At 60.7% G+C, this 26,337-nt stretch carries 24 protein-coding genes and 1 pseudogene; 22 read left to right on the forward strand and 3 right to left on the reverse strand.

All coding sequences use genetic code 11. From position 1 onward, the window contains the following. The first annotated feature begins 86 nt into the window (after positions 1–86). Positions 87–1,154, forward strand: coding sequence for a tryptophan 2,3-dioxygenase family protein (locus J6525_RS20985; RefSeq protein ID WP_225646116.1), 1,068 nt, complete (start codon positions 87–89; stop codon positions 1,152–1,154). After that, complete coding sequence (locus J6525_RS20990) at positions 1,151–2,335, forward strand: aminotransferase class V-fold PLP-dependent enzyme (RefSeq protein ID WP_225646117.1); 1,185 nt, start codon at positions 1,151–1,153, stop codon at positions 2,333–2,335. The genes J6525_RS20985 and J6525_RS20990 overlap by 4 nt, the downstream gene beginning before the upstream one ends. A gap of 175 nt (positions 2,336–2,510) precedes the next feature. On the opposite strand, the gene groL is transcribed toward J6525_RS20990, so the two are convergent. Then, a complete protein-coding gene (gene groL, locus J6525_RS20995) occupies positions 2,511–4,136 on the reverse strand; it encodes a chaperonin GroEL (protein ID WP_225646118.1) in 1,626 nt (541 codons plus the stop codon). Between the two features lie 256 nt (positions 4,137–4,392). Between groL and J6525_RS21000 the strand changes: the two genes are divergently transcribed. Next, positions 4,393–4,548, forward strand: a complete 156-nt coding sequence (locus J6525_RS21000) for a hypothetical protein (RefSeq protein ID WP_225646119.1) — start codon at positions 4,393–4,395, stop codon at positions 4,546–4,548. Positions 4,549–4,611: 63 nt separating this feature from the next. Here J6525_RS21000 and J6525_RS21005 read toward each other — a convergent pair whose 3' ends face one another. Further along, on the reverse strand, positions 4,612–5,562 hold the full coding sequence (locus tag J6525_RS21005) for an oxygenase MpaB family protein (RefSeq protein ID WP_225646120.1): 951 nt from the start codon (positions 5,560–5,562) through the stop codon (positions 4,612–4,614). 315 nt (positions 5,563–5,877) lie between these two features. On the opposite strand from J6525_RS21005, the gene J6525_RS21010 reads away from it, so the two are divergent. Further along, positions 5,878–7,476, forward strand: a complete 1,599-nt coding sequence (locus J6525_RS21010; protein WP_225646121.1) for an FAD-binding oxidoreductase — start codon at positions 5,878–5,880, stop codon at positions 7,474–7,476. 903 nt (positions 7,477–8,379) lie between these two features. Here J6525_RS21010 and J6525_RS21015 read toward each other — a convergent pair. Beyond that, a complete protein-coding gene (locus J6525_RS21015) occupies positions 8,380–8,736 on the reverse strand; it encodes a hypothetical protein (protein ID WP_225646122.1) in 357 nt (118 codons plus the stop codon). A 511-nt stretch (positions 8,737–9,247) separates the two neighbouring features. Here J6525_RS21015 and J6525_RS21020 point away from each other — a divergent pair. From J6525_RS21020 to J6525_RS21105, 18 genes and pseudogenes are all read left to right on the forward strand, one after another. Beyond that, a pseudogene (locus J6525_RS21020) lies at positions 9,248–9,448 on the forward strand (acetyl-CoA C-acyltransferase); the annotation flags it as partial. Between the two features lie 125 nt (positions 9,449–9,573). Further along, a complete protein-coding gene (locus J6525_RS21025) occupies positions 9,574–10,626 on the forward strand; it encodes an NAD(P)-dependent alcohol dehydrogenase (protein ID WP_225646123.1) in 1,053 nt (350 codons plus the stop codon). A 507-nt stretch (positions 10,627–11,133) separates the two neighbouring features. Continuing rightward, positions 11,134–11,340 carry a hypothetical protein gene (locus J6525_RS21030; RefSeq protein WP_225646124.1) on the forward strand — a complete coding sequence of 69 codons (207 nt, stop codon included), beginning with the start codon at positions 11,134–11,136 and terminating at the stop codon, positions 11,338–11,340. A 631-nt stretch (positions 11,341–11,971) separates the two neighbouring features. Further along, positions 11,972–13,642 (forward strand): aromatic/alkene/methane monooxygenase hydroxylase/oxygenase subunit alpha, encoded by a 1,671-nt coding sequence (locus tag J6525_RS21035; RefSeq protein WP_225646125.1) that lies wholly within the window; start codon positions 11,972–11,974, stop codon positions 13,640–13,642. Between the two features lie 82 nt (positions 13,643–13,724). Then, positions 13,725–14,765 carry a 2Fe-2S iron-sulfur cluster-binding protein gene (locus J6525_RS21040; RefSeq protein WP_225646126.1) on the forward strand — a complete coding sequence of 347 codons (1,041 nt, stop codon included), beginning with the start codon at positions 13,725–13,727 and terminating at the stop codon, positions 14,763–14,765. Positions 14,766–14,824: 59 nt separating this feature from the next. Continuing rightward, complete coding sequence (locus tag J6525_RS21045) at positions 14,825–15,895, forward strand: aromatic/alkene monooxygenase hydroxylase subunit beta (protein ID WP_225646127.1); 1,071 nt, start codon at positions 14,825–14,827, stop codon at positions 15,893–15,895. A gap of 6 nt (positions 15,896–15,901) precedes the next feature. Beyond that, positions 15,902–16,273, forward strand: coding sequence for an MmoB/DmpM family protein (locus J6525_RS21050; protein WP_028345441.1), 372 nt, complete (start codon positions 15,902–15,904; stop codon positions 16,271–16,273). Positions 16,274–16,390: 117 nt separating this feature from the next. Next, entirely contained in the window at positions 16,391–17,413 is a 1,023-nt protein-coding gene (locus J6525_RS21055; RefSeq protein WP_225646128.1) for an amidohydrolase family protein, read from the forward strand. Between the two features lie 6 nt (positions 17,414–17,419). Next, positions 17,420–18,223, forward strand: a complete 804-nt coding sequence (locus J6525_RS21060; RefSeq protein ID WP_225646129.1) for an iron-sulfur cluster assembly protein — start codon at positions 17,420–17,422, stop codon at positions 18,221–18,223. A gap of 122 nt (positions 18,224–18,345) precedes the next feature. Continuing rightward, entirely contained in the window at positions 18,346–19,977 is a 1,632-nt protein-coding gene (locus J6525_RS21065) for a molecular chaperone GroEL (protein ID WP_225646141.1), read from the forward strand. 110 nt (positions 19,978–20,087) lie between these two features. After that, the gene (locus J6525_RS21070) at positions 20,088–20,768 is read left to right on the forward strand and encodes an MIP family channel protein (protein WP_225646130.1); all 681 of its coding nucleotides are present in this window, start codon (positions 20,088–20,090) and stop codon (positions 20,766–20,768) included. A 139-nt stretch (positions 20,769–20,907) separates the two neighbouring features. After that, the gene (locus J6525_RS21075) at positions 20,908–21,402 is read left to right on the forward strand and encodes a hypothetical protein (protein WP_225646131.1); all 495 of its coding nucleotides are present in this window, start codon (positions 20,908–20,910) and stop codon (positions 21,400–21,402) included. Between the two features lie 121 nt (positions 21,403–21,523). Further along, entirely contained in the window at positions 21,524–23,563 is a 2,040-nt protein-coding gene (locus J6525_RS21080) for a sigma-54-dependent Fis family transcriptional regulator (RefSeq protein ID WP_225646132.1), read from the forward strand. A 14-nt stretch (positions 23,564–23,577) separates the two neighbouring features. Next, positions 23,578–24,027, forward strand: a complete 450-nt coding sequence (locus J6525_RS21085) for a hypothetical protein (RefSeq protein ID WP_225646133.1) — start codon at positions 23,578–23,580, stop codon at positions 24,025–24,027. Further along, the gene (locus J6525_RS21090) at positions 24,024–24,332 is read left to right on the forward strand and encodes a hypothetical protein (protein ID WP_225646134.1); all 309 of its coding nucleotides are present in this window, start codon (positions 24,024–24,026) and stop codon (positions 24,330–24,332) included. The genes J6525_RS21085 and J6525_RS21090 overlap by 4 nt, the downstream gene beginning before the upstream one ends. Positions 24,333–24,340: 8 nt before the next feature. Continuing rightward, positions 24,341–25,450: a WD40 repeat domain-containing protein gene (locus tag J6525_RS21095; protein WP_225646135.1), complete on the forward strand. Its 1,110-nt coding sequence runs from the start codon at positions 24,341–24,343 to the stop codon at positions 25,448–25,450. 49 nt (positions 25,451–25,499) lie between these two features. After that, positions 25,500–25,685, forward strand: coding sequence for a hypothetical protein (locus tag J6525_RS21100; RefSeq protein WP_028345431.1), 186 nt, complete (start codon positions 25,500–25,502; stop codon positions 25,683–25,685). A 436-nt stretch (positions 25,686–26,121) separates the two neighbouring features. Next, a partial coding sequence (locus J6525_RS21105) for a transposase (RefSeq protein WP_225646142.1) occupies positions 26,122–26,337 on the forward strand: 216 nt, incomplete at its 3' end.

Raw genomic sequence — 26,337 nt, forward strand, 5'->3', positions numbered from 1 at the left:
TCGTTGTGCACTTGCTGCGGACCCGCATTGAGAGGATGATGCCGCGCAAGAGTTGGTGTCGTCCGTCATTTCGATGGAGATCAGCGATGCGCGTACCGGTCTACTATGGCGATTACCTGCGGCTCGACCGCCTCCTGTCATCGCAAGAGCCCGAAAGTGCCAGAATCGGCATCAACGCCCATGACGAGATGCTATTCATCATCGTCCACCAGGCCTACGAGCTGTGGTTCAAGCAGATTTTGCATGAGCTCGACCGGGTTGAGGCAGACTTTGGCGCGATCCCGGTCACTGATGATGCCATGGCCCGTATCGTACACGGGCTCAATCGTGTCCATGAAATCCTCAAGCTTGTCGTGGCCCAGCTTGACGTGCTGGAAACCATGACGCCATTTGACTTCCTGGACTTTCGCGACCTGCTGATGCCGGCTTCGGGTTTCCAGTCCCTGCAGTTTCGGCTGATCGAGACGCGGCTTGGCTTGCCGCCTGAAACGCGCATTCCATTTGATGAAAAGGCGATCGATGAGCGTCTTTCCCAATCGGATCGGGATGCCCTTCGAGCCGCCGGCGTTCGGCCATCGTTATTTGACTTGCTCAATCGTTGGCTTGCGCGAACGCCATTTCTTGACTGGGGAGGGGAGACATTCCGCGAGGCCTATCGCGCTGCGGTGGAAAAACATCTGGCTCGCGATGCTGAGCTGGTGCGCGCGGATCCTGCGATCCCGCCGGAAAAGCGCGATCGCGAACTGAAGAATATCGAGCGGGCGATTGCGTCGTTCTCGGAAATTTTCTCGGAAACAGATGAGGGGGGTAGTTGGCGGCTGTTGCCGCAATCAGTTCAGGCTGCCCTTTTCATCACTCTCTATCGTGACAAGCCTGCCGTGCAACCGGCGTTCCGTCTTTTGACTGTGCTCATGGACATCGACGAAACCCTAACTCTGTGGCGATATCGGCATGCACTCATGGTGGAGCGCATGATCGGTTTGAAGATCGGTACTGGCGGCTCCTCGGGTCACGCCTATCTTCGGATGACGGCCGAGCGACATCGCATGTTCTCTGACCTGTTCCGACTGTCCACTTTCCTCATTCCGCGTTCAGCTGTGCCTGAGCTCCCGGCCCCGATCCTGGAGCAGATGAGGTTCGTGTACGCGTCATGACCATGCTCGATCTTACCGCTCATTTTGCCAAGTTTCGCGCCGCGGCGCCTGAGCGGATCAACCTCGCGGCGCACAGCCACCACGACTGGCCCGACGTGACACTCGCCGCGCAAGAGCAGTGCTGGCACGATGCGGCGCGGCTCGCCGGCGAAAAATGGGGCTTGGTGTTCGGTGAGCTGATCCCGCGGGTCCAGGCCGGGATCGCCAAGCACCTCCAACTACCCGACCCATCGACCATCGCCGTTGCGCCTAACACGCACGAATTCCTGCGCAGGTTGTTGTCTTGCTTTCCGTCGGATCGGCCCATTCGTATCCTGACGAGCGACGCCGAGTTCCATACCGCACGGCGTCAGCTCGACCGCCTGGAGGAGGATGGATTGGTTGCTGTCACGCGCATATCCGCCGAGCCATTCGAGACCTTTGCTGAACGCTTTCATGCGGCATGCGGGAACGGCGAACATGACCTTGTCTTTGTAAGCCAGGTGTTTTTCACCTCGTCAGCAACGTCGGGAAATCTCAAGACCCTGGTCGAGGCGGTACCTTCGCGCGATACTTTCATCGTAATCGACGGCTATCACGGCTTTATGGCCCGTCCGACCGATCTGTCTGAGATCGCGGGCCGCGCCTTTTATCTCGCAGGCGGTTACAAATATGCGATGGCAGGGGAGGGATGCTGCTTCCTGCATTGCCCGCCTGGCTACGGGCCAAGACCCCGGGACACAGGCTGGTTCGCCGATTTCGGCTCGCTTGCAGCGCTTCCGGGGAAATCAGTCGGGTATCCTCGGGATGCCGGCCGTTTCCTGGGGGCGACCTTCGATCCCTCGGGTCTCTACCGGCTTGTCGCCGTATTCGATTGGCTTGCCCGTGAGAGCTTGACTGCTGAGCAAATCCACCGTCACGCGCAGGCATTGATGACGTTATTCATCGAGGGGCTTGCGCTTCAGCACATTGAGGGATTGCGGTTTGCAGATTTGATTACGCCATGGGGTGCTAAGGCCGAGCGCGGCAATTTTCTGACCTTCCGGACGCGGCGTGCAGGCGAGATTGAGGCAAAACTTGCCGAAGTCCATGTGCACTGCGATCACCGCGGCGACCGCCTTCGCTTCGGTTTCGGGATTTGCACGAATGCAGCGGACCTCGATCAGGCACTGGCGAGAATCCGGCGTGTGATTGGCAGCTAAAGCCAGTCCGGCGCTCAATGGTGCGCAGTCTGCGGGTTCTGTGCGTTCTTGCAGCCAGAAGCACCCGCGTCCACGAGGGCTTGAACGGCTTCGTCGGGAGCAGGCCGACTCGTCGATATGCCGCCGTGACCATCAATGATGGAACGCCCGGTGTTAAGGCGATCGGGCGCGCTCATCAGAAATCCATCGGCGACGCAGCTGGCGCGTGTGTTTCTTGCTTCTTCGGCTTTTCGGCGACGAGGGCTTCGGTCGTGACCAGAAGCGAAGCAATCGAGGCGCCATCCTTCAGCGCGGTGCGGACGACCTTTGCGGGATCGATCACGCCGGCCTTGACCAGATCCTGATATTCGCCAGTTGCAGCATTGAAGCCCCAGTTGCAGTTCTCGTTCTCGAGCAATCTTGCGACTACCTGCGAATCGTCCTCGCCCGCATTCTCCACGATCTGGCGCGCCGGCGCCTGGAGCGCGCGGCGCACGTTGTCGATGCCCGCCTTCTGGTCAGAGCTGGCGGTCTTGATGCCCTTGAGCGCCTTCTGCGCCCTGAGCCGCGCCACCCCGCCGCCGGGCAGGATGCCTTCTTCCACCGCCGCGCGGGTCGCATGCAGTGCGTCGTCGACACGGTCCTTGCGCTCCTTCACCTCGATTTCGGTCGCGCCGCCGACGCGGATCACCGCGACACCACCCGCGAGTTTTGCCAGGCGTTGCTTCAGCTTCTCGCGGTCGTAATCTGAGGTGGTCTCCTCGATCTGCGCCTTGATCTGCGTGATACGGCCTTCGATGTCTTTTTTCGCGCCGGCACCGTTGACGATGGTCGTGCTCTCCTTCTCGACCACGATCTTCTTGGCGCGCCCAAGCATGTTGAGCATGACGTTCTCGAGCTTGATGCCGAGATCTTCGGCGATCATCGTGCCGGCGGTCAGCACCGCGATGTCTTCCAGCATCGCCCTGCGCCGATCGCCAAATCCCGGCGCCTTGACGGCAGCGACCCTTAGGCCGCCGCGCAGCTTGTTAACGACAAGGGTCGCCAGCGCCTCACCCTCGACATCCTCGGCGACGATCAGAAGCGGTTTGCCCGATTGCGCCACGACTTCGAGCAGCGGCAGCAGGCTCTGCAGCACAGACAGTTTTTTCTCGTGGATCAGGATATAGGCGTCCTCGAGCTCGACCCGCATCTTTTCGGGATTGGTAACAAAATAGGGCGAGACATAGCCGCGGTCGAACTGCATGCCCTCGACCACCTCGAGCTCAGTGTTGAGGCTCTTGGCCTCTTCCACCGTGATGACGCCCTCATTGCCGACCCTCTTCATGGCATCGGCCAAAAACTTGCCGATCTCAGCGTCGCCATTGGCGGAGATGGTGGCGACCTGGGCGATTTCTTCGTTGGCGGTGACCTTCCTGGCGTGGCTCTTGAGGTCGTGAACGATCGCGTCCACGGCAAGGTCGATGCCGCGCTTCAGATCCATCGGGTTCATGCCTGCGACGACCGATTTGGTGCCTTCCTTGACGATGGCCTCCGCCAGCACGGTCGCTGTTGTGGTGCCGTCACCCGCGACGTCGCTCGTCTTCGAGGCGACCTCGCGCACCATCTGCGCACCCATATTCTCGAACTTGTCCTCCAGCTCGATCTCTTTCGCGACGGTGACTCCGTCCTTGGTGATGCGCGGCGCACCGAACGACCTGTCAAGAACGACGTTGCGCCCCTTGGGACCGAGCGTGACCTTCACGGCGCTGGCCAGAACATCGATGCCGCGCAGCATCTTTTCGCGCGCCTCTGTGGAGAATTTCACGTCTTTGGCAACCATGATGCGAACCTCCTTCTCCCTGAAATGATCTTCTCCGTCTCGCGCTAAGCCGCCCATTCGGCATACGTGCGGTGCACGGGCATGCGCTCATTCAGTGGACGGAACTGCTTGCATATCCTCCTTGAGGGATTAGCCGTCACAGGATAGCAGCCGGAAACCGGCCCTGGGGCGAATTCGACTTATGAAGAAGGGGATCCGTTCAAGAGGATGGGCCCAAATTTTGGTACTCCAAAGGGGCCGGGCAAGGCCATGAGCGGTGCAGCCACGCTTCGTGATCGTGTTGAGCGACCAGCCGCAAGGCGGCATCAAGTTCCGAAAGCGCCGTCCACCGGTCGCGTACGGCTACGAGCGTCCGGGCGATCGCCAGCTCTATTGGGGCTCGCCGACGAGGAGTCCGTTCTCGATCTGGTGAGATTGGGATCGCCGCAGGCGGTGGTCGGCCGCATCCGAACGGCCGCGGCTGCCCGGGACAGCTTCACCTGTTCCAGCGGTCATCCAACCGCGGTCGTCCTATCCAGGCCCTGTTCAGGCATCGGGTTGTCCAGCCCAGCTGCGGCGCTCCCAGCAGTCGGGCTTGAGCTTCCTGGTAGGGGCCGACGTAGCGAAGCTGGGTCGGTATTTTGGGATAGATGCGTCGTATCCGCGCAACGGCACGCTCTGCGGCCTTCCTGTCGCGTTCGTCAAAGACAAATCCGAAGCCGGTGCGCAAACGGTCCGGCAGCAACTCGGCACTCAGGGTTTGATACCAGCGCGGCGGCCGCAACCATGGCCGTCCACCGGCGAAGATCTGTCGGGCCACCTCGCGCGCGGCGGTGCTGACGGACAATGTATCCGATTGCATCATCGCGGCGGTGTAGGCCGCGAATGAATCCCAATCAGCCGGCAAGTCGCTCGACGTCAGCCCGTACAATGCCCCAAGCAGCCTACTTTCGGCCCAATAGCGCTCGCGCTCTTCGACCGAGAACGGAGGCAGGATCAGGTCGTGGACGGCCAGAGCGGTGTCGACGAGTGTAGCGTGAACCCAGCGCAACGCTGCGACCTCGTTGGCGCGGTAGGGCGAGCCGCTCTCGAACGGACCGATTGCTTCGGGCAGGCGGCCGACGATCATGGTATGGCGGTGGTGCAGGTGCCGGGCAGCGGTAAGGGCCGCATCGAGCGAGCCGAACACCATCGTAAACACAACGTCAAAGGTTCGATGGAAGCGACCGATCGGATCCGCGAAGGTCCGCGAGTGCTCGGCCACGGCGGCGGCGACCCAGGGATGCGCCAGCTGAAGCAGCAAGGCGCGGCCGGCGCCCAAAAAGGTGATGGCTTCCCGGTCGATCCGCCAGGTTATCGAGCCTGGACCAAAAATGCCCTCGGCCGGTCCGGCGGCCCGAGCCCGGACGAAATCAAGAGCAAGCTCGAGGTCACTTTCGGAGACCAAATGCGCACCTTCCGAAGCAGACTCCACCGGTCTTTCAGCAAGCCAAGGCTCTCTCGAAATTGTCGCATGATCTCCACCCGCGCGGAATACGGCGGCCTGGCATTTGGTCGTACCCCATGCGGGTAAGACTGAGCCGAGTGCCGCGGCTGCTGCGGCGCCGTTTGCTGAAGAAACTGCCCCCCGCCGCCGTCTTTCATGCTCCCGCTCGAAAGCGTATTGTTCCGATCGAACGAGCTCACTCTGCAGCGCTTTCGTTCAGAGTGTATCTTGTTCTTCGATTCAAGAAACTCTCGAAACGAAACACGGGGAACGCTCATGACCGGCACAAGGCTGAAACATTACGGCTGGGGACGGGAAGGCGAAGGCATGAGCGCGGATGAGCAGGCGTTTGTCCTCGGCCGTCACCATGCCAAGTTTGGTGCCGTCGAATTCGACACGGTCACTGTTCCCGGCCTTGAAGAGCTGTCCTTGCGGGAGCCGCGCGTGGTGCCGCCAGGTTCGCTTACGCCGTTCTGCACCACCGAACGCTACGACCGCGCCGCGCACACTTACGGCAAGTCCTATCCGGATTACGTCAGGGCCATGCTCGGCGACTACGATTGCGCGCCCGATGTCGTGGCCTATCCACGCAACGAGTCGGAGATATCGGCTGTCATGGACTGGGCGGGGTCCGTCGGCGCTTCGCTGACGCCGTTCGGAGGCGGATCGAGCGTATGCGGTGGCGTCGAGCCGCAGGCCGATGGCATCAAGCACAAGGCGGCCGTCACGCTCGACCTGCGCAATCTCTCCAAGGTCGTCGAGGTCGATCCGGTCTCGCGCGCCGCATTGATCGACGCCGGCACCTATGGCCCATCGCTGGAAAACCAGCTCAAGCCGCACGGGGTCACGTTGCGGCATTTTCCGCAGAGTTTTGAATATTCGACCCTGGGCGGCTGGATCGCGACGCGATCGGGCGGCCACTTCGCCAGTCTCTACACCCATATCGACGATTTCGTCGAAAGCCTGCGTGTCGTGACGCCGGTTGGCGTCGTGGAGACGCGCCGGCTTCCCGGTTCGGGTGCGGGGCCTTCTCCCGACCGCATGTTCATCGGCTCGGAAGGAATTTTAGGCGTGATCTCGCGCGCATGGATGCGATTGCAGCCGCGTCCAAAATTCCGCGCCGGCGCATCGGTTCGCTTTCGCACTTTCTTCGATGCCGCGCGCGCGGTGCGTGCGGTCGCGCAAGCCGGCCTCTATCCCTCCAATTGCCGCATCCTGGACCCGCAGGAGGCGTTCAACACCGGTGCGGCCGACGGCAGCTCCGCCATCATGGTGCTGGCATTCGAATCGGGCGATCATCCCCTGGACGCCTGGTTCAAGCGTGCGCTCGAATGCTGCGCCGACCACCGCGGGACACCAGAGCCCGCAGAGACCGGCGACGCGCATCTCGAAGGCGCGGCAGGCATCTGGCGCAACGCGTTCATTCGCATGCCCTATGCGCGCGAATTCCTGACGCCCGCTGCCCTTATCAACGATACGTTCGAGACTGCCATCACCTGGAACCGGTTCGAAAGCTTCCACGATCAGGTCAAGGCAGCAACCGAACGCGCGATTCTGCAAGCGACCGGGGTGAAGGGTGAAGTCACCTGTCGCTTCACCCACGTCTACCCGGACGGGCCCGCGCCCTACTTCTCCTTCCACGCGCGCGGTCGGCACGGTGCGCTGCTCGCGCAGTGGCAGGCCATCAAGGACGCGGCGAGCGACGCGCTGATCGCGGCAGGCGGCACCATCACGCATCACCATGCGGTTGGCCGCGATCATCGGCCCTGGTACGACCGGCAGCGGCCACCGCTTTTTGCCGCCGCGTTGCGGGCCGCCAAGCGTGAACTGGATCCCCGCGGCATGCTCAACCCGGGCGTCCTGATCGATCCTTAAGGCGCGTGCTGTTGATGCACGTGAGGTGATCCAAAGTTCACGGTGGAGACCAAGCAAGAAGCTAAAGCGCGATGATGATTGATCCCAATCTCATCGCGCTTTAGGGGCATCCGCATTCGAAAGGCGCGGGGAGGAGGCGCACCCTCGCAGTTGCGGGCCACGATCGCCGTCTCTCATGCGAGAGTCAGTCGCGTTCGAAGATCTTGGCGCCGGGATAGACACGCCTGGCGTAAGCAACAAACAACTCCCGGTCCTAGGTCTCAAGGAACGGTGTTCGGATCTTGCACGACCCGACGACGAGGTGCCACAGGCCGTTGAGCTTCTGAATGAAGACGTTCATGTGTGGTCCTCGAAGAGCCATTCCGGCAACACTTGTTTGCTTGGTGTCCGGCTCGCGCTCTTGCAGACGTTTGCGCGTCCGGTCGGAGTAGCCGCAAGTATAAGAATCCTCCGCGGTCGCTCAATTGTACGAGCGTAAGCCCAAGCCATGAAAATGGATGAAAGGAGCTATACGAAGGTATGGCGATGACTGTGCCGGAGGTACAGCGCGTTGCGCACCGGAAGCGCTGATGATCGTCACGACTGCGAGACCACAGGGACATCCCGTCGGCCCGCATGGACTTCCGAGGACCCCCAAGGGGCTGATAACGAGGGTTGCCGAAAGGCCACAAGCGGACCGAAGCGCGCTTGTCTCCGCCCACGACTCCCCATTTCCGTCAATTTTGATCGCCATGTCAGGCGTGGATGTTTTTGCCGAAGCGTGGCGAGGGAAGTCACGCGATCAATTCTTTCAGTCAAAGTGATTTGCAGAACGCCGATGAAAAGCGCTGCGCTGTTTGCCCTTGGCTTGTTGGCCGCGAGTGTTTGGTTCCACGACAGCGCGAGATGTCAGACGTCGCTGGCTCAGCCGCTTTCGCTTGCTCCGCCGCCGCCGTTGAGTGAACAGGAGGCGGCACCTCCGGCCGCCACCAACAGTGTTTGGCCGCCGATGGCGGCACCCAGCGTGTCGCCGCCGCGAGCGGCTGGCAAACGTCCCACGCCATCAGCAAAGAGCAATGTTGGGTCGTCACCGGCGACGGATGTCGTTCCGCCGCCGGCGGAGACCGCCAGGGGTTCGGTTCCACCCCGAGCCGCAAAAGATGCGCCGCCACTGGCATCCGGCGCGGGCGCCCCACCATCTGCCACTGTCAAGGACACGCCGTCGGCGTCCGACGACGTTTCGCCAGGACCGGTGATCGACAGGCAGCGGCCGTTGGCCAAGCCGGGCACCGATTACGATGGCTTTAGCGTCGGCATTGTCGACGACAATGACGCGTCAAGCCGGACGACGCGACCCGTCAGGTCGCACCCGGCAAAGCAGTCCAAGCGTGGTCAAGAAGCGGATCGTGTCTCTGGGCAGCAATCGGTCGATCCCACGGAAGATGACAAACTAAAGGGCAAGCTCACGATTTGCCGCGGCTGCAAGTAGCAGGTCGCCGCTCCGGTTGCGTTCGTCAATTGGCCCACTGGACAGCCGATCCCAACGCCGCGCCGAACACAGGCCCCGAAGCTTCTTATAGTTTGCTGGAATGGCCGTTGTTTGGCTGTAGCTAGCTCAAACTTGCCCATGATGGATTGGAGCGAGAGTTCAAGATTTTCAGTTGGTTAGATGGCCGCGTGTGCACGACGTGTGCACCCGGAGATCAAGAAAAATCTCACGACAGGCAGCGCGAGCATGGGGCGCTACGAAGCGCTTCCCACTGTGCAGATTGTCGCGCCGGCCGCGGATATTGTTCCCGCAACCCTCAAGGTGCTCGCCAGGGCCGGACTGACTCTCGATGATATCGACCTGTTCGATGTCAACGAGGCGTTCGCCGTCGCCGTGGAGAAGTACATCCGCGACCTGCGGATCGATCGAAACAAGATCAACGTCAAAGGAGGTTCGATCGCGTTGGGTCATCCAATTGGCGTGACGGGCACCATCTTGATCGGGGCAAGTTTCCCGACAGGCACCCCGAGTCCTGCGTCGCGCTGCAATAGCAATTGTGCTGGCACAAAAAATGCTGAGGCGCCTCCGCGACGGCGAGCGCAAGGTTCGCTGGGCAGACGGAGGAGAACATGAGAGCCCAAGTATTGAGAGCGTATGACGAGAAGCTGTCCAACGACCGCTGGGTCATCGAAGAAAACGTACCTGATCCCAAGCTTGCGAAGTCGACCGACGTTATCGTCCGAATCGGCGGCGCGGGCGTATGCAGGACCGATCTCCATATCATCGAAGGCGTCTGGAAGCCGCACATGGATCCGTCCGGCGACAAACTCCTCCCCATCATCATGGGACACGAAAATGCAGGTTGGGTCGAGGAGGTCGGCAAGGAAGTCGAGGGACTGAAAAAGGGAGACCCCGTCATCGTTCATCCGAAGATCACCGGAGGGACGTGTCTCGCCTGTCGTCGCGGCTTCGACATGCATGGCCCCGGCACATTTCCTGGTCTGGATTGCAACGGCGGCTATGCAGAATTCCTCTGCACCTCGGAGCGGAATATCGTGCCGCTGCCACGGACGCTTGCCCCCAAGGAGGTGGCGCCTTACGCGGATGCGGGGCTCACCGCCTATCGCGCCGTCAAGAAGGCGACGCGTCACCTTTTGCCCGGCGAGTCTTGCGTCGTTATCGGTGCAGGTGGATTGGGCCACATCGCAATCCAGTGCCTCAAGGCAATGTGCGCCGCCGATATTATCGTCGTCGACAAGTCCGAAGCGTCGCTGAAGCTAGCCGAAAAGTCAGGTGCCGACCATCTGGTGAAAGCCGACGGCGATGAAGTGGCTGCCGTTCTGGCTCTGACTGGCGGAAACGGCGCAGAGGCGGTGATCGATTTCGTCGGCGAAAAGGGCACGACATCCAGGGGGCTGGCGATAACCCGTTCGATGGGCAGCTACTATGTCGTCGGCTATGGCGAGGACATCCGCATTCCGACCGTCGACATGGTGATCACCGAGAAGAACATCATCGGCAATCTGGTTGGCACATGGGCCGAACTGACGGAGTTGATGGCGCTCGCAGACCGCGGTCTGGTTGAATTGGCGACCGCCGAGTATCGCCTCGCCGATGCAAACAAGGCCTTGCATGATCTCAATGCCGGCAAGATTCATGGACGCGCCGTATTGATTCCGTGAAGTCGAACGTGGTCCACCGCGAGCATTTGCTCGTGGTGGATTTCACGGGCCCGGCCACCTGTCACAGCGAAGGAGCTCTCGTTCGGTTGTGTAGGCCGGAGATGGCTTGAAGGAAGGAGGTTTTTAGGACCGGGCGGAAGCAGCCAGTCGATCAAATCGGCTTCCAGGCATCCAACAGATGCTCATTTTGCATCGCAAAAACACCAACGGAAGTTCGCAGCGAGTCTCAATTTGCATATCGTTGTCGCAATTTGCGTCGCGGTCGCTCTCAAGTCGGGGCGGCGCGGTCATCCAGGATCACCGGCGATCACTTTGTTCAGGAAGCGGTGGTCGGGAGACTCTGGATGATCTGGCACGGCCGTTGCACGAACTATGCGCAGGCACCCATCGCAGCACGCATTGATCGATTCAATAACGCCGGGAGCCGACTGCAAGATGCTTCGCGGTTCCGCGGATGATTTGGGGCGATTGCCAGTGACATCGTTTCTTCGCATTGAGAGGCGTCACATGAGGTTCATTCTGGTGAACGGCATGAGGCTGCGCCCGAGAACCCTCTGCATGCTTTGCTGTGAGCCAATCGGCGCGAGCTATCTCAAGGAATTCAGCACCGGGCTGTCCTTCTGCGGTCATGACTGCTACGCACTCTATTGCGACCGCTGGATCTCCAAGGCGGCGCAGACGAAGCACTCGGCCGTTGCGGACACCTCCCGCTAGCTCGTCCAACCGTGTGGGGGAAGCGTTCGGGCAAGAAAGCCATCCAGGTCGAGATCCCGAAACATCGCGGCATCCAACGTGCGGTCGCTGCGGCTTCCGACGAAGCCACTTCGCTTTTGCGGTGCAAAAATTGCTGCGCACGCCGATGCTTTTGCATTGTCGAGATTCTCATTCTGCAATTTCCGTCGCAATCTGCATCTCCTTCACCCGCAAGCCGGGCGGATGTGACGGCTCCGTCCACTCAATATCAGCATCAGCGCCTCTGAAAGCGTGCTGGCCAGTGCTTCCAACGCGCTGGCACGCCCATTGCAAAGCTCCTGCTCACAACAATGCCGACTGCTCCGTCTGGGGCGAGCCGCGACAAGAACGAGGGAAGGGGACGCTTGGCTGAGGGCGCATGATGTGCGGGATGAAGCATTGCGATCGAAGGACCGTGGTTCGGAAGATCGCTCCTGATCATCGTTGCGGTGCACCACAGTCGTTCCCGAAACCCTTGCCGATATCAAGCGTCCGGCCGTGCAAACGGTCGCGAGGTGGCCCGTAACGCGCGGGTAAGCACTGCCCGGTCCTCGAAGGCTCAGGCAGGCGGAATATCGATGTGGTTTCTGACCCGATCAGGAGGAAAGACGAGATGTCTGGAACTTTAACACTCAACAAGATCACCGCTCAGCGCGGCATATCCGTCGGTGATGCTGCAAAGAAGATTGCAGATCTCGGATGGAACCCTTCCTACGTCCAGGAAGCGATGACTTTTCCCACGGACTACAAGATTGCGAAGGCGCCAAAGGATCCGATGAAGCAGGTCCTCCGCTCCTATTTTCCGATGCAGGAGGAGAAGGACAACCGCGTCTACGGTGCGCTCGACGCTGCGCTGCGCGGCGACATGTTCCGCAACGTCGAGCCACGTTGGGTCGAGTGGATGAAGCTGTTCCTGGCGATTATTCCGTTCCCGGAAATCTCCGCAGCGCGATCCATGGCCATGGTTGGCCGCCTTGCTCCGGGTGAAGATCTTCGCACCGGCTTCACGATGCAGATGGTCGACGAGTTCCGTCACTCGACGATCCAGATGAATCTCAAGAAGTGGTACATGGAGAATTACATCGATCCGGCCGGCTTCGACATCACAGAGGAAGCGTTCGGAAAGTGCTACGCCACCACGATCGGCAGGCAGTTCGGTGAGGGCTTCATCACTGGGGACGCAATCACCTCTGCGAACGTGTATCTGACCGTGGTCGCCGAAACCGCGTTCACCAACACGTTGTTCGTCGCCATGCCGTCGGAAGCCGCACGCAACGGTGACTATGCGTTGCCGACGGTGTTCCTGTCAGTTCAGTCGGATGAGAGCCGGCACATCGGCAACGGCCACTCGATGCTGATGTCGATGCTGAAGGAGCCGGAGAACCATCTGCTGCTGGAGCGCGACATGCGCTATGCGTTCTGGCAGAACCACGCCATCGTCGACGCGGCGATCGGAACCTTCATCGAATACGGCACCACGAACCGCGACAAGGCCAAGGAGTCCTATGCGGAGATGTGGCACCGCTGGATCTTCGAGGACTATTATCGCACGTACATGCTGCCGCTCGAGAAGTATGGCATCAAGATCCATCATGACGACGTTCAGACTGCCTGGAAGCGGCTGACCGAGAAGCATTACGTCCACAAGGTCGCGCAGTTCTTCGCGGTCGGTTGGTCGGCCAACTTCTGGCGCATCGAGGCCCAGACCGACAAGGACTTCGAGTGGTTCGAGCACAAGTATCCTGGCTGGTATGCGCAGTTCGGCGACTTCTGGAAATGGTACGAGAAGCTGTCGCACCGCGGACAGACCAACATCCTCTTCAACAGCGATGTCGGTTACGTCTATCCGCATCGTTGCTGGTCGTGCCTGGTGCCCTGCCTGATCCGCGAGGACATGGTCACGGGCGAGATCGACGGCAAGCTTTACACGTTCGCCCATGAGCTCGATCGGTGGACGGCCGTCGAAGCCTTCGCCGGCGAGTACCAGGGGCGTCCGACCCCGGCGATGGGACGGTTCAGCGGCCGTCGCGAATGGGAAAGCGTCTACCACAACGTGGATATCGCCGATGCCATCAAGGATCTCGGCTTCGTGCGCACGGACGGCAAGACCCTGGTCGCCCAGCCGCACCTGCGCTTCGACGAGAAGGAAATGTGGACGCTCGACGACGTCCGCGGCCACATCCTGAAGAGCCCGCTGCTCACGCTGCGGGAGATGAGCCCGGCCGACCGGGAGAAGCACCTCGCCGAGTACCGCAAGGGATTCACCATCAATCCCTGCAACTAACCGAGACGGAAGGAGCCGGCTCCGGCCGGCTCTTCCCGATCGATCTCCGGAAGATACGCAAGCCTTGGTTTGAGGAGGCCCTATGGGCACGCCCGCTAATGTCGTTCGCCTGCAGCCGGTAGGCATAGAATTCGAGGTCGAGGAGAACGAGACCGTTCTTGACGCCGCATTCCGCCAGGGCATCGCACTGCCTCATGGTTGCAAGGAGGGGCAGTGCTCGGCGTGCAAATGCGTTCTCACCGGAGGCGAAGTAGAACTCAAGAAGTATTCGACGTTCGCCCTCAACGAGATGGAGCGAGGCCAGGACTACATCCTGCTGTGCCGGACCTTGGCCTATTCGGATCTCGAGGTGGAGCTCCTCAACTATGACGAGGAGGTGCTGTCGAAATCGATCCCGGTCAGGGACTTCACGGGCACAGTCACGAGCGTCTCCGCACTGACCCATGACATCCGGCTTCTCGAGATTTCGCTCGAGCAACCTCTGAAGTTCTGGGCTGGTCAATATGTCGACATCACGCTCTCGGGGGCAGAGACGATTACGCGCTCGTTTTCCATGGCAAATTCGCCGATCGAGGGCGAAAAGCTCGCCTTCATCATCAAGAAGTACCCGAACGGACGCTTCTCTTCCCGGCTCGACGGAGACCTCGCCGTCGGAACCGCGGTCGGACTCCGCGGACCCTACGGGACCTGCTTCCGGCGAGAAAACAGAACCGGAGCCATAGTCCTGGTCGGCGGCGGATCGGGAATGTCGCCGCTATGGTCGATTCTGCATGATCACATCGCGTCTGGCGAAGAACGCCCGGTACACTTCTTCTACGGAGCACGGACGCGCAACGATCTTTTCTATCTCGATCGCTTCGCGGAGCTCGCCGCCAGGCATCCGGAGTTCCACTTCGTTCCGGTGCTCTCCCATGCGGCCGATGACACGGCCTGGGATGGAGCAAAGGGCTTCGTGCACGAAGCTGTCGGAGCGCATCTTCGCAGCGCGGGATATGGCGAAGACGTCGACGTGTATGCCTGTGGACCGTCGCCGATGATCGAGGCGCTGGTGCCAGTGCTGCAGATGAACGACGTCGAGTCGGATCGCATCTTCTTCGACAAGTTCACACCAGCCAACAACTGAGAGTTCCGACTAGCGAGCGTGCCTTTTGTAGAGCCCACCAAGGGAGGAGGAAGACGACCATGACTGCCGTTCAAAGTGTTCTAGCGAAATCCGGTGCAGCAGGAGCTGCGGTATTTCCGGATTCGGACAGCCGCAAGTACCGGTATTTCGAGCCACGCAGCAAGCGGGCGACGCACTATGAGGACGTGACCGTAGACGTTCAGCCCGATCCTGAGCGCTATTTGCTGCAGGACTGGATCATCTCTTTTCCCAACGGGAAGGGGGCCTACACCAAGGACAACACGGCCGCGTTGAGCTCGAATTGGCACGCCTTCCGTGCGCCCGACCAGGAGTGGGAGCGCACCCACTACCAGCGCCAGTCCAAGATCGAGACGATGGTCCAATCGGTGATCGCCAACGGCCGCAAGTCCGGCGCGCCGAAGGGTTTCGACAAGGCCTGGGTCAAGATCCTGCAAAACCATCTCGGCGCGTGGAAACATGCCGAGTTCGGGCTCGGCACGTCGCTGATGCAGGCTCAGCGCTACGGCTATACCCAGATGATCAACAACGCGACCCTGACGAACTCGTCCTACAAGCTTCGTCTGGCCCAGGACATTACGCTCTATCTCGCCGAGATCGGAATGGACATTCCGGGCTTCGACGACGCCGCAGGCAAGCGGGCGTGGTTGGAGGACAAAGGCTGGCAGGGCACCCGCGAAGCGATCGAGTCGATCATGGGGTCGGCCGACTATCTCGAACAGTACTTCGCCACCAACATCGTGTTCGAGCCGCTGGTCGGCGAGCTGTTCCGCAGCGGCTTCCTGATGCAGGTCGGCTCGCCGAACGGTGATTTCATCACGCCGACGGTGATTTCGGCGGCCGAGGCCGACTATGAGCGCAATCTCGCCAACACGATCGATCTGATGCATCTGCTGGTGAGCGACAATCAGTATGCCGCGCACAACAAGAAGTTGTTCCAGGGCTGGGTGAACAAGCACGTGGCGCTGGCAAGCAAGGCGGCCGCCGGACTGCAGCCGATCTGGTCGCAGCCACATTCGAAGCCGGTGCAGTACGCCGACGTCCGCGCGCAGTCGGTCGAGCGCATCAAGAAGATTCTCGGCGAGCTCGGTCTCGTCCTTCCCAAGGAGTAGACTGCAATGTCCGTTGCTTCAAGAAGTGCGACTAACCAGAACATCTTCCAGAAGATGGGAGATCTTCGTTTCGAACAGACGATTTCCCATCAGTGCGGCGTCACTATGAACGACAGCGTCGAGGCGCGCGCCATCGCTGAATTCATGGGCAAGAAGCCGAACGTGACCGTGACTTACCAGCCGGCCCTGATCCGCATCGACGGCGAGGGCAAGCTGATCTTCAAGATGGACGAGATCAGCGACATCCTCGGAAAGGACATGACGGCCGAGATATTCGAAGTGAATACCTCGACCCATTACGGCCGGATGGTGCGCATCGACGACAATACGGTGACGCTGTTCGGGAACATGGACGAGGTCTTCGAATACATCGAGTGAAGCTCACTCACTGGGGGCCGCATCCTCAAAGGTGTGGCCCCGCCGCTTCCAAGGTGTTCGCGCAGCTACGACGCGTGGATTGATCGAACAGAGCTAATCAAATTCCTGGAGACAATCATGTTCATAACTCCCACGGGCGAGGAAGTCTTCGTCATCGACGGTCACACCCACTTTTGGGACGGCAGTCCGGCGAACCAGCTCAACATTCACGGCAAGCAGTTCATTGATTGCTTCTATGCCTACCACAGCTCGCTCAGTCCAAAGGACAAGCTATGGCCCAAAGAGCAGTTCGAGAAGTACAGCGCAGAGCAGATGTACCGCGATCTGTTCGTCGACGGTCCGGACGACATGGCCATCGTGCAGTCGACCTACCTCACGGAATTCTACAAGAATGGATTCAACACCATCGACCGCAACGCCGAAATGGCGAAGAAGTACAAGGACCGCTTCATCGTCAACGGCGCATTTGATCCGCGCGACGGCGAGCGGGCGCTGGAATATATTCACTACATGAAAGAAACGTTCGGCATCAAGGGCGTCAAGCTCTACACCGCCGAGTGGAAGGGCGAGTCGCGGGGCTGGAAGCTCACCGATCCGAACGCCTATCGTTGCTTCGAGCTCTGCCAGAAGCTCGGTATCACGAACATCCACGTCCACAAGGGGCCGACCATCATCCCGCTGGACAAGGATGCATTCGATGTTCACGACGTCGATCATGCGGCGACCGACTTCCAGGGCTTGAATTTCATCATCGAGCATTGCGGGTTGCCCAGACTGGACGATTTCTGCTGGATCGCCGTGCAGGAGACCAACGTCTATGGCGGCCTTGCGGTCGCGCTTCCGTTCATTCACGGACGTCCCCGGTATTTCGCGGAAGTGATCAGCGAATTGCTGTTTTGGGTCGGCGAGGACAAGATTCTGTTCGGCAGCGACTATGCCATCTGGACGCCCCGCTGGCTGGTCGAGAAGTTCTGGAACTTCGAGCTGCCGGAGGATCTAAAGCAGGAGCACGGTGTCGATCTGACGCCGCAGGCCAAGAAGAAGATCCTCGGTCTCAACGCTGCGCGGCTTTATGGCGTGGACGTCGAGGCGCAGAAGGCGAAGCTTGCCAAAGGTACCTACGCGGCCGCGGCGGGGTGACATCACATGAACGCGCCGTTCTTGAAGCATGACCGAAGGACCAGCGAGGTGTGGCAGCGCCTCGCGTTGGTCACAGACCCCGAACTCGACGAGTCGGTGACCGATCTCGGATTCGTCGAGCATGTCACCGTCGACGACGATGGTGATGTCGATATCGTCTTTCGGTTGCCGACATATTGGTGTTCGGCGAACTTTGCATTCCTCATGGCCGACGACATGTGCCGGGCGGTGTCGTCGCTGTCGTGGGTTCGCGAGGCGCGGCCGCAGCTTCGGGACCATATGGTCGCGGAGCAGATCAACCTTGGTGTCCGCGAAGGGAGGTCGTTTGCCGATGCACTCAAGGAGTTTGCGCCTGGAGGCTCGCTTGACGAATTGCGGGATAAGTTCCGCCGCAAGGCGTTCGAGCGGCGCCAGGAGGTCATGATACTGGCCCTGCGGGGGCTGGGCTATGAGGATCCGGAGATCTGCCGGATGAGTCTGCGTAGCTTTGACGAGGTCGAGTTCGCTTCGCCGGATGTTGCGCGCCAGAAGCCCCGCTATCGCGAGCTTCTGATTGAAGCAGGCCTGGCCTGCCTCCCGGAGGATCGCACGTTTGTCACCTACGAGGGGGCCCCCATCAAACGGCACGAACTGGCGTCTTATCTGCAGCGGCTGCGGGGAGTGCGCATCAATATGGAGTTCAACAGTTCATTGTGCAGAGGCCTGCTTGCTGTCCGCGATCGCGGACTCAGCGACGGCAATCCTGGACGGACGCCGTCACCGTGCGGAGGCTGTGGCAGCCGCTGTGCTGCTTCATCGGGCAGCCCCTGACCTTAGAGGAGCTAGAAGCGTGGGAGTGCGTTTTGCGCGCTGCCCGGAAGCGCCAAGAACCGGAGCGGTCAGCAAGTCCGCCCAATCAGACAACAAGATCCGACCGCTTGGGAGTGAAGCCAATGCCGAAAGTATTACTACATCATACCGAAGCCCGCCGTGCTCTCGCGCGCGGGGTCCAGAAGCTTGCAGCGGCGGTCGAATCGACCCTCGGTCCCAAGGGCATGAACGCGATGGTCGACAGGCCGATCGGCACGCCCATCGTCTCGCGCGATGGCGTCACCATTGCCTCCGAAATCGAACTGCCTGATCGCTTCGAGAACATGGGTGCGCAGGTGGTGCGCGAGGTCTCGATGCAGACCAACGAGGTCGCCGGCGACGGCACGACCACCGCCATGGTGCTTGCAAATGGCCTCATCCAGGGAGGCGTTGCAGCACTGGAGCGGGGCGCCAAGGCCGTCGATCTCTGCAAAGGGATCGACCGGGCCGTCGAGGTCGTTGTCGATGCTTTGAAGAGCTCGGCAATCGTCGTATCGGACCGCAAGACGCTGGAGGCGGTGGCCACGATTGCGTCGACCGACGCCCATCTGGGCGGTCTGATTGCGGAGGCGGTCCAGCGCGTCGGCAAGGATGGCATCATCAGTTCCGACTACGGGTTGACGACCAGCACGACGCTCGAAGTCGTCGAAGGCATGTCGTTCGATCGCGGTTACATCTCCCACCACATGGTGACGGATGTCGAAAAGATGGAGGTGGTGCTCGATCAGCCGTACATCCTCCTGACCGACTTGAAGATCAAAACGCCGGCCGAGCTGGTGGCGGTGCGCGCGACCGTTGCCGCGACCGGGCGGCCGCTCGTCATCGTCGCCGAGGAGATTGCGCCGGAAGTGGTCGTCACGCTGCTCGGCGATGACAATCGCGGCAAGATCCTGGTGGTCAATCCGCCTGATTATGGTCATTGGCGCAAGGCAATGATGGACGATCTCGCCATCATCACCGGCGGACGGGTCATCGCGCGCGAGCTTGGCGGCAGACTGGAAGAAACCGGCCTGACCGATCTCGGGACCGCACGGCAGGTGCGGGCCAGCGCGCGGGACACGGTGATCATTCGCGGTGGCGGCGACGATGCGGCGATTGCGGCGCGGCGTCAGCAGGTGGCCAAGCAGCACGATCTGGCACCGCCTAACATCGAACAGGACAAGCTCAAGGAGCGGCTGGCGAAGCTGTCGGGCGGGACCGCCGTGATCCTTGCAGGCGGCGTCACTCCCGTCGAGCAGAAGCGGACGATCCAGTTGATCGACGATGCGCTCAGCGCGGCCCGCGCCGCGGTCGAGGAGGGCATCGTGCCCGGTGGCGGCACGGCGTTGGCGCAGTGCGCGCCGGTGGTGACGCGCACACTCGGCAACATCAATGGCGATCTGGGTGAGGGCATCAAGCTGGTGCGCGAAACCCTGTCGCGTCCCGCCGCTTTCATTGCCCGGAACGCAGGCCATGATGCGGAGACGGTCATAGCCGATCTGCAGAGTTCCCGGGCAGGGGTCGGGTTCGATGCCGCCAACGGCGTATTCATCGACATGGTGTCGGCTGGCATCATCGACCCCGTCCGGGTGACCTATACGGCACTTCGAAACGCCGCTTCCGTCGCCACGCTCGTGCTGACCACCAACACCCTGATTGCCGATGTGCCGGAGTACATCGATCCGACACAAGGGCCGGCATTGGGCGGCGGAGCGGAGAAGCTTGGCCGCGCATGAGGCACGTGCACGCGGTCCGCGTTCCACCGCACCGTCTCAGGAGACGATGCTGGCCGCGACCAGGGGGACAGAGGCCTCGATATCGAATCCATCACCAGGGAGGGGGAGCTATGCAGAAGTATGTTGCGGAATTTATCGGTACGTTCGCGCTGGTGTTCTTTGGCTGTGCGACCGTGATCTTCATGCGAGCTGAGGTCGGCTTGCTGGGCGTCGCGTTCGCATTCGGCCTGACCGTGGTCGCAATGGCCTATTCGATCGGACATATCTCCGGTGCTCATCTCAATCCGGCCGTCAGCCTCGGGATGCTCGTCGCCGGGCGGATGTCGCCGCGGGATTTCTCCGGCTATATCGTTGCGCAATTCGTCGGAGGAATCGCGGCTGCAGCCGTGCTGTACCTCATCGCCGAAGGCAAGGTCGGAGGCTACGATGTTGCGGCGAACGGCTTTGGCCAGAATGGCTGGGGCCAGTACGGTGTTTTATCCGCGTTTGTGTTCGAAGCGTCGGCAACCTTCCTGTTTCTGACGGTGATCCTTGGTGCGACGCAAAACGGAGCGGCGTCTGCCTATGCCGGGTTGGTGATCGGTCTGACGTTGGTCGCGATCCATCTTGCCGGCATTGCCGTGTCGGGCTCATCGGTCAATCCGGCGCGCTCGCTGGGGCCTGCATTGTTTGCTGGCTCCGATGCGCTGTCACAGGTGTGGCTCTATTTTGTAGCGCCGTGCCTGGGGGCCGCACTGTCCGGTTACGTCTTCAAGGCGGGGGTGACGCGCCAGATGGTGGCGACGGCGTGACGTTCGCGATCGTATGACTGATTGCACCGTGACAACGATCCGGAACGGGTTACAATCTTGAAAGTCCCGGCATGAGCCGAAGGAGGCAGTGTAACAAGCCTCCAGGCTCATCCGATCAGCCGGGCGGGAGGAAAGGGACATGGTCTACATCATCTCCAAGCGCGACGGTCCGCACCGGGAAGAGGTGGCGGCCAAGGACTTCCTTCAGAAGAACCGCACCACGATCAACGCGCTCGCCAATCATCTGACACTCGGGCGTTGGCAGCAGCTGCGCAATCCGACGCCTCCTCCGCAACCGCAGCCATCGAGCAAACTCTGGTCCACGCCGCCGGCCCGTCCAAAGGAGGCCGAGCCCTATGTGCGGATCAGCCATAACGGTCGCGTCGTGATCGCCGATCTTGCATCGGGACGGCAGCTCGATTTTGTCGGCGAATTGCGCGGCAACGGCCAATCGCGATACTTCGCTCTGGCGACACGCGAGAACGGGATCTTCGAGCCGCTAGACGACGAATTGTACAGGGTCCTGGCCGACCTTGAGGGAGTGAGTGTGCCCGACGAGACGTCGGAAGCCCACCTTGAACAGGTCATCTCAGGTCGCCTCGGCCTGGACGCGATCTCCAGAAGCGTCGAATGATCTGCGTGAGCGGAGCCTGTAGGGAAAGTGATCCCGATGGGCTCCGGCTCAGCTTGTGTTTGCCGATCGGGTTGCTGTTTGCCAACGGACGTATGGTGCTCCAATGCTGACGGAAACGCTCATGGCCAAGCCGCCGTTTTCCCTGGAAGGCTACAAAGCTTCGGACGCGGAGCAGGGGCGGCCATACGATGAGGGCGAAACCAACAAGGCATGGGAAAATTTCCTGACCTTCGGAGACCTGAGGCGCGAAAACGCTCCGGTGCGCGGTCTCATCGAGGAGTCATGGCAACGCAGTGTCAAGTCCGGGGTCGATGCTCGTGGCAAGGGCAGTAATCTCCTCGCCTCGCCGGATGATCTCTATGAGCTGCGTTTGAAGAACGATGACCTGCTTGGTTCGAGCGCCGAGACTTTCCGCCGCATTGCCGAGGTGCTTGGTGACGCCGCAACGATGGTCGTCATCACCGACAGGAACGGCGTCGTGCTGGAGGTCGGGGGCGATCGGCGGACCATTGATGCAGGGCACGATATTCGCCTGGAAGCCGGCGCGGCCTGGGCCGAAGCGGTCACCGGCACCAATGGCATTGGCACAGCGCTGGTCACGGGAAAGCCGGTTCATGTCCATGCGGCCGAGCATTTCTCGGAGGGCATCAAGGCATGGACTTGTGTCGGTAGCCCCATTCGCAGTCCGATAGACCGCAGCATCATCGGCATCGTAGACTTTTCCGGACCTCAGGCAATCTTTCATCGGCACAATGTGGCCCTGGCGGTGGTCGCGGCCCATCACATCGAACTGGCGCTCTCGGAAAAGGTCCGCATCGAGAGAATACGGCTTCTCGAGGCGAGCATTTCCCGAATGCCGGGAATGAATAGTGCTGACGGGGTCGTCATTCTCGACCGGTTCGGCCGGGTCATTCACCACAACGACATGGCATCCGTCCGCTGGCACCGGATTGCGCAGTCGCATGACTTGAGTATCGGGCAGCAGCTTCTCCCAAGTGACGAGGGCTTTTTGGCGAGAGACCTCGCCAAAGGGCTGCCCGAGGAACTGCGCGAGCAGCGGATCGAGCCGTTGGTGGTCGACGGCGTGGTGAAGGGCGCGATGCTTGTGCTCGCGGCGAAGCCACGCGCCAGGCTTGCCCGATCCCAGATGTCGCCAGCAGCCCACACCGCACTTGTCTCGGCCAAGGAAGCGATTGTTGGATGCAGTGACGCGCTGGTGCAAACGATCGAGAAGATTGAGCGGGCGGCGCTTGGACGAACGGCAATCCTGCTCGAGGGTGAGACGGGCGTCGGCAAGGAACTCTTCGCCCGTCTGGTTCACGCCGCCAGCCAAAATACGGGCAAGGAGCCATTCATTGCCTTCAATTGCGGTGCGGTCTCCAAGGAGCTTCTCGGCGGCGAATTGTTCGGGCATGCGCCGGGCGCTTATACCGGCGCGACGCGCGAGGGCAGGCCCGGACGGTTTGAGTTTGCCAATGGCGGCGTGCTCAGCCTTGACGAGATCGGCGAGATGCCGATGGACTTGCAGCCTTACCTGCTCCGTGTGCTGGAGGAGCGCGCGGTGTACAGGCTTGGTGACAGCAAGGCGCGACCTGTGGACGTCCGGCTCGTAGCGTCGACCAATCGGAATCTGAAGCAGGAAGTGGCGGAGGGGCGTTTTCGCAAGGACCTGTACTTCCGGATCGGTGTCGTCAAGTTCACCATACCGCCACTTCGTGAGCGTTTGGGTGATGTCGATATCCTGATCGATCATTTCAACAGGCAGTTTGCGGAGACCTACAGCACCCAACCGCTACATTTCGAGGCAACGACGATGGAGTTGCTGCGGCGCTATAGCTGGCCGGGGAATGTTCGCGAACTGCGCAATCTGGTCGAGAACCTCGTGCTGATGACGATCACCGGCATCGTCGCTCCCCGGGATTTGCCGGAGGATTTCGTGGAAATGGCGTCGGCTCAGCCCTCCTCGGTGTCCGTGCAGGCGGGGCAGAGCTCGACGGGATCAGGAGGCGATGAGATTGCGCGTTTCGACGAAGTGGAACGCCGTACCATCGAGAGGGCGGTCGCGAATGCAGGTGGTAACATTGCCGCCGCTGCCGAGAAGCTCGGGCTTTCGCGCGCGACGCTGTATCGAAAATTGCACCAATACCGTTCCCGGACCTGAAGGCGGGATGAGGCATGGCGGCTGTCTGGAAAGAGCAGAGCGGCGGCGAGGGGGCGACCAACGCTGTGACAATCGCATCGCAGATCCTTGCACGCGCAGACCGCGATGTCACTTTCGTGGTGCAACTGCTTGGCGAAAGCCAAAATCTGCTCGTTAGGCATTTCATCGTGTTCATCGAGGTCGAACTCGCAAAGCGCGATATCAGTTACGGTGCGCATCCGCTATTGCGTCCCTTCGTCGAAACGCATGCACGCGAGCTTTCGGAATTCGTCTTGAAGGGAATCGGCTTACGGCACCAGTTCGGCCTTCAGGTCATCGAGACGATGGCCGGCGATCCGGCGCGGTTGCTAAGGGTCGATCTGTGGGACTCGCTGCAATCTCACATCAATGACGCGCAGCAACACTTTGTATCTAGTGTCGGAGGCCTGCAGCGGATCCTGACTCAGATCGAGGCGGACTCATGAGTGACGATCCTCCGATCCTGATCGAAGTGCTGAAGGAACGATTGGCTGTCGTTCAGGAGATATCGGCCGCTCAATCGCGCAATCTTCTGAACTTCCAGCTTGGCGGTGGTGCGGAATTCGAGATTCAGGAGATTGAGCGTGAGATTGCCACGACAGGCGCCTCGCATGCGCTCGCCCAGGCGCTTGAGGAAGCACGGGCGCGCCTGAAAAGCGCAACCGCCGGCATGGCAGCATGCGACACTCAATGCGCCGTACTGGAACGACGCCTTGACGATCTTGACAGGCGGATTGCCGCCGGCAGGTGAGACGTTCGATGGACACGATGGAAGCAGAGACTGCAACGCTTTATGATTTGCTCGGGCGGCACTGGACGGTGCGGGCGCCCGTCACCAGTACGGCCTTCGCTGGAGACGCAGTCGCATTTGCGCTCACCGATGGCGCGCTGGCAATCGCTCCGTTGACCGATATCGAGCCGCCGCAGGATCGCTGTCGTATCGCGCTGGACGGAGGCCGCGCCACAATCTCGCCGCGGCGGAAACCGGTGCCCCCATTGACGAAGGTCGTCATTAGCGACGCACCGCTTCATCTCGCCTCGATCGGGTCGTCGGGCTTTGTCGCAAATGAGCGCAGCCGGCTGCTCGGCGTGTCGCCATCCGGCGTCACGCATCTGATCGCGGACCATGGGTCCGCAATCGATCTCGTCGCCCCGGTGCAGGCCGGGGGCATTCTGGCCGCTTCCGGTGGATCGGTCATATTTTACGATCCCAATGGCGAAGTCGGCTGGCTCCAGGAGCGCGCGGGCAGGAATGCATCGGCACTGGCTGTATCAAGTGATGGTCGGCGCTTTGCGATGGGAGTCGACGATTGCGTGCTTGTTCGTGCCTTCGGGGCACGACCAGAGCCGGTGGCCTCATTCGAGCTCGACTCAATTTCCAATTTGGCGTGGAGTCCCGATGGAAGCTGGTTGGCCGCGTCTATCGAGGGGACTGGCGTCGTCTTGGTCCGCCTTGCCGATGCCCGGACCGTTCGGATTTCCAGTTATCCTGGGAACACTTCATCCCTGGCGTGGAGCACGGACTCCCGCGTTCTTGTCACGAGCGGAGCTTATCGAATAATCGCGTGGGACATTTCCAGCCTGAGCGACGACAGCGAACGGCCGGCCAGCCTTTCGACAGGCCATGCCCGACCCGTACTCGTGGATGCAATAGATATTCACCCCGAGGGTCAGCTGATTGCAGCAGGGTACCGGGACGGCATGGTGGTTGTCGCCAAGATGGGGGAATCGGACGAACTGGTCGTCAAGCCACCTGGCGGGGGCGCGGTCCACGCACTTCGGTGGTCGGCCGATGGCCAGCATCTTGCATTCGGCTCGGATAACGGGGAGGCGGCGATCATTACGTTTCCTTCCCACATTTTCAAATAGCGGGTCCGCGCCAGAGCGAAAGTCTTCCGCTGTCATTAGGAGGGGTACCATGACGTCTACTCGATCGCTAAATGAAGCCGACAGCAAAGATCAGTACTTCAAGGAGCTGGCCGAGCTTTCCGAGCGGATGATCGCCGCGCATGGCAAGGAGTTCTCTATGGGCGCTCTCGTGCTGGCGGCAAGGTTCATCGCAGAAAACAAACCTTTCGAGCGAAGTGCGGCAACGACGAGCTGAGCGAAGCCAACGATTGATAGCCGTTGTTGCGGATATTGCGCTAAGCCGGACAAGAACGAACTGTGTGTGTCGATCAGCGAAGCCGTGATGGTAAGCGGTGCCCGCCCGTTGATTTTCTGCAATTTGGGGCGACCTGCCGCAATTTGGCTGGAGCTTGCGCAAACCAGCCCATGATGGATGGAGCGAGAGTTCAAGTCTTGAAAAAAGATAGCAGGCCGCGTGTGCACCGGGAGATCAAGAAAAATCTATCGTCGTCAAGTCTTGAGGGCCTCCTTGAATTGACGTGTGACGGCTGCAAAGCGGTGATGGGTAGAGAGAGGTCGAGCCGCTGGCTCGCGCATTGTGGCGAAGACGCTAGGTGGTGTGGACTCTAAGGATTCCCTTTTAGGCGCAAATCAGATTCAAGGCTGCTTTTGGGGAGGCCGCCTTGGGTGTGATGGACCGCTTGGTATTAAGCGACGCGACATGGGAGCGGATGGCGCCGTTGATCATCGGCCGGCCTGACCAGAAGGGTTCGACCGGACGGGACAACCGGATGTTTGTGGAGGGCGTACTTTGGATCGTGCGCACTGGCTCTCCCTGGCGTGATCTTCCGGAGGTGTTTGGAGACTGGAACAGCGTGTTTCGGCGCTTCAGTCGATGGAGCATCAAG

The sequence above is a fragment of the Bradyrhizobium australafricanum genome (assembly GCF_020329495.1).
Classification (GTDB): domain Bacteria; phylum Pseudomonadota; class Alphaproteobacteria; order Rhizobiales; family Xanthobacteraceae; genus Bradyrhizobium; species Bradyrhizobium australafricanum.

Coding starts and splice junctions, on each gene's coding strand:
- J6525_RS20985 (WP_225646116.1), top strand. CDS start 87: ATGCGCGTACCGGTCTACTATGGCGATTACCTGCGGCTCGACCGCCTC.
- J6525_RS20990 (WP_225646117.1), top strand. CDS start 1,151: ATGACCATGCTCGATCTTACCGCTCATTTTGCCAAGTTTCGCGCCGCG.
- groL (WP_225646118.1), bottom strand. CDS start 4,136: ATGGTTGCCAAAGACGTGAAATTCTCCACAGAGGCGCGCGAAAAGATG.
- J6525_RS21010 (WP_225646121.1), top strand. CDS start 5,878: ATGACCGGCACAAGGCTGAAACATTACGGCTGGGGACGGGAAGGCGAA.
- J6525_RS21025 (WP_225646123.1), top strand. CDS start 9,574: ATGAGAGCCCAAGTATTGAGAGCGTATGACGAGAAGCTGTCCAACGAC.
- J6525_RS21030 (WP_225646124.1), top strand. CDS start 11,134: ATGAGGTTCATTCTGGTGAACGGCATGAGGCTGCGCCCGAGAACCCTC.
- J6525_RS21035 (WP_225646125.1), top strand. CDS start 11,972: ATGTCTGGAACTTTAACACTCAACAAGATCACCGCTCAGCGCGGCATA.
- J6525_RS21040 (WP_225646126.1), top strand. CDS start 13,725: ATGGGCACGCCCGCTAATGTCGTTCGCCTGCAGCCGGTAGGCATAGAA.
- J6525_RS21045 (WP_225646127.1), top strand. CDS start 14,825: ATGACTGCCGTTCAAAGTGTTCTAGCGAAATCCGGTGCAGCAGGAGCT.
- J6525_RS21050 (WP_028345441.1), top strand. CDS start 15,902: ATGTCCGTTGCTTCAAGAAGTGCGACTAACCAGAACATCTTCCAGAAG.
- J6525_RS21055 (WP_225646128.1), top strand. CDS start 16,391: ATGTTCATAACTCCCACGGGCGAGGAAGTCTTCGTCATCGACGGTCAC.
- J6525_RS21060 (WP_225646129.1), top strand. CDS start 17,420: ATGAACGCGCCGTTCTTGAAGCATGACCGAAGGACCAGCGAGGTGTGG.
- J6525_RS21065 (WP_225646141.1), top strand. CDS start 18,346: ATGCCGAAAGTATTACTACATCATACCGAAGCCCGCCGTGCTCTCGCG.
- J6525_RS21070 (WP_225646130.1), top strand. CDS start 20,088: ATGCAGAAGTATGTTGCGGAATTTATCGGTACGTTCGCGCTGGTGTTC.
- J6525_RS21075 (WP_225646131.1), top strand. CDS start 20,908: ATGGTCTACATCATCTCCAAGCGCGACGGTCCGCACCGGGAAGAGGTG.
- J6525_RS21080 (WP_225646132.1), top strand. CDS start 21,524: ATGGCCAAGCCGCCGTTTTCCCTGGAAGGCTACAAAGCTTCGGACGCG.
- J6525_RS21085 (WP_225646133.1), top strand. CDS start 23,578: ATGGCGGCTGTCTGGAAAGAGCAGAGCGGCGGCGAGGGGGCGACCAAC.
- J6525_RS21090 (WP_225646134.1), top strand. CDS start 24,024: ATGAGTGACGATCCTCCGATCCTGATCGAAGTGCTGAAGGAACGATTG.
- J6525_RS21095 (WP_225646135.1), top strand. CDS start 24,341: ATGGACACGATGGAAGCAGAGACTGCAACGCTTTATGATTTGCTCGGG.
- J6525_RS21100 (WP_028345431.1), top strand. CDS start 25,500: ATGACGTCTACTCGATCGCTAAATGAAGCCGACAGCAAAGATCAGTAC.